The 1,057-nt window shown below is 70.5% G+C and carries 1 protein-coding gene; it reads left to right on the top strand.

What is annotated here, in order from left to right:
• Positions 1-966 (top strand): hypothetical protein (locus I5I_RS17645; protein WP_239640109.1); only part of this gene is annotated, 966 nt, incomplete at its 5' end.
• Between the last annotated feature and the right edge of the window lie 91 nt (positions 967-1,057).

Raw genomic sequence — 1,057 nt, 5'->3', positions numbered from 1 at the left:
CGAGCTCGGACCCGGGGATCCTCTAGAGTCGAACTGCGCGAACCGCTGGACGATCGGCACGCACGGCGGATGCTGGCGGACGGCACCTGGGTGCGCGTCGCGCCTGGGGCATTCGTCATGGGCGCCGACTGGCGGCAGCTGTCGCCCGTGGCGCAGCACTGCCTTCGGGTCCAGGAGGTGATGGCGCGGGTACGCGCTCCCGCGCTCGTTTCGCATTTCGCGGCGGCGGCCGTGTGGGGCATCGATGTGCTCGGCGCCTGGCCGACGCGGGTCGAGGTGACGGTGGACCGCGCCACAGGCGGTCGCTCTGGAGGAGCGATCACGCGGCGAGCGCTCGGGCGCGATGGACGGATGTCGGTGCCGTTCGGGCGCCACCGGATCACCACTCCCGCCCAGACCGCACTGGATATCGCCCGTCTGCTGCCGTTCCTGCGCGCAGTGACGGCGATCGATCAGGCGTTGTGGACCGGACGCACCGGAGGAGCGCTCACGACAGCGGCCGAGATCGAAGCGCTCCTCGACGACAAGAGGCCCATGCGGGGCGATGCTCGTGCGCGCCGTGCGCTCGCATCGTCGGCACCGCTGTCGGCAAACGTCCGCGAGACCCACGTGCGGCTGCTGGTGGCGGCGCTCGGGTTTCCGCCGACGCGGTTGCAGGAGCGGCGCGTGCTGCGCAGCGGTCGGCTGGTGTACGGCGATCTGTACTTCCCGGATGCCGATCACTGGCTCGAGATCGACGGGCGTGGGAAGTATCTCAGTCCCGAATACACGGCGGGGCGGACGCCTGCGGCCATCGTCATCGACGAGAAGAACCGTGAGAACGAGATCCGCCGCGAGGTGCGCGGGTTCTCGCGCCTCGAAGCCACCGACGCCGACCGCCCGCAACGCGTCTACGACATCCTCACCGCCGACGGCCTGCGCAGCACCAAGCCGCGGCCCCATTCCCGCGATCCGGTGTTGCGCTGACCGCGCTCGCGCTGCCGATATCGGCATCCGCTCCTCAAATCAACGCAGCGCGAGCCGATTTCGGCCGCGCGAGCGGGAATGGATGCCGCGG

It is taken from the genome of Microbacterium sp. B24 (genome assembly GCF_000333415.1).
In the GTDB taxonomy this organism is placed as follows: Bacteria; Actinomycetota; Actinomycetes; order Actinomycetales; family Microbacteriaceae; genus Microbacterium.
The sequence above is the reverse complement of the archived record's forward strand: the minus strand, read 5'-3'. Positions and strand labels throughout refer to the sequence as shown.